Below are 4,934 nucleotides of genomic sequence, written 5' to 3' on the forward strand. Positions count from 1 at the left end.
TCCCGGCAGCGGCTCAGGCGGCCGCGGCCAGGGCCGGCGCGGCGGCGCGCGCCTGTTCCGCGGTCACGCCGACGGCGTGCAGGACCGCCGCGATGCGCACCGCGCTCTGGATCGCCTGTGCGCCGATACCGTGCTTCTGCAGCGTCTTCTCGTGCGACGCCATGCACATGCCGCAGCCGTTGACGGCCGACACCGCGAGCGAGGCGAGTTCGAAGTCGAGCTTGTCGCAGCCCGGGTTGGCCATGACGTTCATGCGCAGGCCCGCGCGCATCGTCGCGTACTCCTCGTTGCCGACGAGGTGGGTGAAGCGATAGTAGATGTTGTTCATCGCCATGATCGCGGCCGCCGCGCGCGCGCCGTTCGCTTCGGCCTCGCTGAGCGTGCCGGCGAAGCGGGCGACGATCGCCTGCGTGAGCGGTTCGTGGCGCGCGGACATCGCGCTGGCGATCGCGACGATCGCGATCTGCTTCGCGGACAGGCCGGGCGAACCCGACTCGCCGAGCACGGTGTCGAGGTTGAGGCGCAGGTCCTTCGCGTAATCGGGCAACTGGTCGCGGATCGCTTCGAGGCTCATGGTGTGTGGCTCCTGTGGTGGCGCGAACGTGCCGCGCATTCGTGCGGTCGCCGTGGGCGCATTCGGCGCACCATCGCGGCGACGGGAAAGAGGCCGGGCGGCGGGAGCACCGCCGCCCGGGAACCGGCCTCGCGCGGAGAGGGAGGGAGCGTGCGAGGCCGGGCGAATCGGCGCGAGGCAAGCCTCACGCGCGTGTCCATGCGATGCCGGAGGCATCGCACGTGCCGTCATCACGCCACTTTCAGCGTCTCTTCGCCCTGCTTCCAGTTGCACGGGCAGAGTTCGTCGGTTTGCAGCGCATCCAGCACGCGCAGCACTTCCTGCGGGTTGCGGCCGACGCTGCCGTCGGTCACGTAGGCGAAGCGGATCACGCCTTCGGGGTCGACGAGGAACGTCGCACGCTTGGCCACGCCTTCTTCTTCGTCGAGGATGCCGAGCGCGCTCGAGAGGCGCTTGGCCGTGTCGGCGAGCATCGGGAACGGCAGGTCGCGCAGGTCCTTGTGGTCCTTGCGCCACGCGAGGTGGACGAACTCGCTGTCCGTGCTCGCAGCGAGCACCTGGCAGTCGCGGTCGGCGAACTGCGCGTCGAGGTCGCCGAAGCCCTTGATCTCGGTCGGGCACACGAACGTGAAGTCCTTCGGATAGAAGAACACGCACAGCCACTTGCCCTTGTAGGTCGTGTTGCTGATCGGGAAGAACGCCTTCTCGACGCTCTCGATCGACACGGTGGCCTTGAGGTTGAATTCGGGGAACTTGTCGCCGACGGTCAGCATGCTTGACTCCTCCTTGGAGCGGGGTTCAGAGACGATGGGGGTGATACGCGGTGGCGCAAGATCGCGCCGACGGGGCAAAGGATAGGGCCCGTCCATCGATCGTTCAAATCGATTGTTGATATGTTATCGATAGAGTGCTTCAATCGCCAGAGCCTCCTTGCAGCCCCGCCGCCATGAACCTGCGCGACCTGCGCTATCTCGTCTCCCTCGCCGAGCACCGCCATTTCGGCCGTGCCGCCGAGGCGAGCTTCGTGAGCCAGCCGACGCTGTCGACGCAGATCCGCAAGCTCGAGGAGGAGCTTGGCGTCGCGCTCGTCGAACGCACGCCGCGCAAGGTGCTGCTGACCGAGGTCGGCCGCGAGATCGCGCAGCGCGCGCGCGAGGTGCTCAACGAGGTCGAGCAGATCCGCGCGATCGCGCGGCGCACGCTCGATCCGGAATCGGGCACGGTGCGCCTCGGCATCTTCCCGACCCTCGGGCCCTACCTGCTGCCGCACGTGGTGCCGCGCATCCGCGAGCGCTTCCCGCGCCTGGAACTGCTGCTGACCGAGGAGAAGACCGAAATCGTGCTGCGCCTGCTGCGCGAGGGCCGCCTCGACGCCGGCATCCTCGCCTTGCCGATCCACGACGACCAGCTGCACCAGGAATTCCTGTTCGAGGAGGACTTCGTGCTCGCGGTGCCGGAGAAGCACCCGCTCGCCACCCATGCGAGCCTCAAGCTCGACGAACTCGCCGACCAGAACCTGCTGCTGCTCGAGGACGGCCATTGCCTGCGCGACCAGGCGCTCGAAGTGTGCCAGCTCGCCGGCGCGAACGAGCGCAGCGGCTTTCGCGCGACGAGCCTGGAGACCCTGCGCCAGATGGTCGCCGCGGGCGTCGGCATCACGCTGCTGCCGAACCTCGCGGTGCAGCCGCCGATCGCACCGTCCGCCGACATCCACCTCGTGCCGTTCCGCGGCGATCCGCCGAGCCGGCGCATCGCGATGGTCTGGCGCAAGAGTTCGGCGATGGGCGCGTTCCTGAAGCGGCTGGCGGGGCTCGTGCGCGCGCTCCCGCGCGAACTGTTCGACGCGCGCGCGCCGGCGCGGCCGCGCAAGGTCGCGCTGCCCACGCGCCGCTGAACGCGGGTTTGAGAAACCTCGCGCGTTGGTCTACGGTGCGGGGATGCGGGCGCCACGCAGGCGCCGACCCATCCGGAGCCTTGCCTTGGAATCGATGTCCAGCACACCCCCGATCGTCGTGTCCAGCCTCGACCTCGAACGCATCGAGGCGATCCTCGATGCGCCGAACTATCGCGACCACGCGAGCGCGCTCGCGCTGCGCGACGAACTCGCGCGCGCGGACGTCGTCGCGCCCGCGCAGATGCCGGGCGACGTCGTCACGATGAACTCGCGCGTACATGCGGTCGACCTCGACAACGGCGATGCCTACGACCTCACCCTCGTCTATCCGCGCGACGCCGACCACGACGCCGGCCGCGTGTCGGTGCTCGCGCCGGTCGGCAGCGCGATCCTCGGCCTGCGCATCGGGCAGACCATGCAATGGCCGATGCCGGGCGGACGCCGCGTGACCTTGCGCGTCGACGCGATCCACTACCAGCCCGAGGCAGCCGGCGACCTGCATCGATGAGCCATAGCCCACGCCTATCGCGGCCATCGCATCGGTCGATTTAAACGGCCGCATCGACGGTGCTACCTTCGGTCGGCATGCCAGGGAAGGTCGTTTCGTCCCCTCCAGCACGAGGTGCACCATGAGCAACCTGAAAGGCAGCCGCACCGAAGAGAACCTCAAGGCCGCGTTCGCCGGCGAGTCGCAGGCGAACCGTCGTTATCTCTACTTCGCGCAGAAGGCCGACGTCGAAGGCCACAACGACGTCGCCGCCGTGTTCCGCTCGACCGCCGAAGGCGAAACGGGGCACGCCCACGGCCACCTCGAGTACCTCGAAGCGGTCGGCGATCCCGCGACCGGCCTCCCGTTCGGCAGCACGGTGAACAACCTCAAGACCGCGATCGCCGGCGAGACGCACGAGTACACCGACATGTACCCGGGCATGGCGAAGGCCGCGCGCGAGGAAGGCTTCGACGAAATCGCCGACTGGTTCGAGACGCTCGCGAAGGCCGAGCGTTCGCACGCGAACCGCTTCACCAAGGCGCTCGGCGAAGTCGGCGGCTGATTCGCCGCGAAGCTGGAGGGATGCAGGAGCCCAGCCGCGGGCGCCCGGACGGCCACCGATGTCCGAGACCGCGCCCGCGCCCAGGGTGGGCCCCTGCACGATCGTCGTTTGCGCGAGCGGCACGGCCGCGCGCCGCACGACATGACCTTGCAGCGCCGTGCAGGAGCTACCCATGGCCGACGACCGCACCGCGTCCGCTGCACCACGCGAGGGCAGCCTCGACGCGCCGACGCGCCACCCGCTCGACTGGAAGAACCCCGCGTTCTATGACCAGGCCGCGCTCGACGCGGAACTCGAGCGCGTGTTCGACATCTGTCACGGCTGCCGCCGCTGCGTGAGCCTGTGCCAGGCGTTCCCGACCCTGTTCGACCTCGTCGACGCCTCGCCGACGATGGAGGTCGACGGGGTCGCGAAGGGCGACTACGCGAAGGTCGTCGAGCAATGCTACCTCTGCGATCTCTGCTACCAGACCAAGTGTCCGTACGTTCCGCCGCACGCGTGGAACGTCGACTTCCCGCATCTCATGTTGCGCGCGAAAGCGGTGCGCCATCGCGCCGGCGGCGTTTCGCTCGGTTCGAAGATCCTGTCGAGCACGACCGCGGTCGGCAGGCTCGCTTCGATCCCGCTCGTGGTCGACGTCGTCAATGCGAGCAATCGCGCGGCGCCCACGCGCGCGTTGCTCGACAAGGCACTCGGCGTGCATCCCGACGCGCGCCTGCCGACCTACCACGCGGACACCGCGCGGCGGCGCCTCAGGCACCTGGACGCCGGTGCGGCGACCGTCACGCCCGCCGGACGCACGCGCGGCCGCGTGATGCTGTTCGCGACCTGCTATTGCAACGTGTCGCAGCCGCAGGCGGTGGAGGACCTCGCCGCCGTGCTCGCCCACAACGGCATCGCGGTGGCGCTGGTCGAGCGTGAGGTCTGCTGCGGCATGCCCAAGCTCGAGCTCGGCGATCTCGACAGCGTCGAGCGCTACAAGCGCAAGAACGTACCGCTGCTCGCCGCCGCGGTGCGCGACGGCTGGGACGTCAGCGCGGCGATCCCGTCATGCGTGCTCATGTTCAAGCAGGAACTGCCGCTGATGTTCCCCGACGACGAGGACGTGCAGGCGCTGCGCCGGCACATGTTCGACCCGTTCGAGTACCTCTGGCTGCGCCACCAGGCCGGGCTGCTGAAGACCGATTTCCGCCATCCGCTCGGCAAGGTGGCCTGGCACGCACCGTGCCACCAGCGCGTGCAGAACATCGGCCCGAAGACGCGCGACGTGCTTGCGCTCGTGCCCGGCACCGACGTCACCGTGATCGAGCGCTGCTCCGGCCACGACGGCACCTACGGCGTCAAGCGCGCGACCTATGCGATGTCGCGCAAGATCGCCAAGCCGGTCGAAACGCGCATCGCGCAGGCCGCGCCC

Annotated in this window: 6 protein-coding genes; 4 read left to right on the plus strand and 2 right to left on the minus strand. The window is 69.1% G+C overall.

Translation table 11 applies throughout. The features are described 5' to 3' along the window. Window positions 1-13: 13 nt before the first annotated feature. Together VI238_RS08620 and VI238_RS08625 are read right to left on the minus strand one after the other, a co-directional pair. The gene (locus tag VI238_RS08620; protein WP_331650446.1) at window positions 14-574 is read right to left on the minus strand and encodes a carboxymuconolactone decarboxylase family protein; all 561 of its coding nucleotides are present in this window, start codon (window positions 572-574) and stop codon (window positions 14-16) included. Between the two features lie 230 nt (window positions 575-804). Continuing rightward, window positions 805-1,347, minus strand: coding sequence for a peroxiredoxin (locus VI238_RS08625; RefSeq protein ID WP_331650448.1), 543 nt, complete (start codon window positions 1,345-1,347; stop codon window positions 805-807). Between the two features lie 173 nt (window positions 1,348-1,520). Between VI238_RS08625 and oxyR the strand changes: the two genes are divergently transcribed. The 4 genes from oxyR to VI238_RS08645 all read left to right on the plus strand — a co-directional run. Then, window positions 1,521-2,468 (plus strand): DNA-binding transcriptional regulator OxyR, encoded by a 948-nt coding sequence (gene oxyR / locus VI238_RS08630; protein WP_331650450.1) that lies wholly within the window; start codon window positions 1,521-1,523, stop codon window positions 2,466-2,468. Window positions 2,469-2,562: 94 nt separating this feature from the next. Further along, window positions 2,563-2,976 carry a nucleoside diphosphate kinase regulator gene (gene rnk / locus VI238_RS08635; RefSeq protein ID WP_331650452.1) on the plus strand — a complete coding sequence of 138 codons (414 nt, stop codon included), beginning with the start codon at window positions 2,563-2,565 and terminating at the stop codon, window positions 2,974-2,976. 121 nt (window positions 2,977-3,097) lie between these two features. Next, window positions 3,098-3,520, plus strand: coding sequence for a rubrerythrin family protein (locus VI238_RS08640; RefSeq protein ID WP_331650454.1), 423 nt, complete (start codon window positions 3,098-3,100; stop codon window positions 3,518-3,520). 172 nt (window positions 3,521-3,692) lie between these two features. Next, window positions 3,693-4,934, plus strand: a 1,242-nt coding sequence (locus tag VI238_RS08645; protein WP_331650456.1) for a (Fe-S)-binding protein, incomplete at its 3' end; no start/stop codon positions are given.

The organism is Dokdonella sp., from assembly GCF_036518555.1.
Taxonomy (GTDB): Bacteria; Pseudomonadota; Gammaproteobacteria; order Xanthomonadales; family Rhodanobacteraceae; genus Dokdonella_A.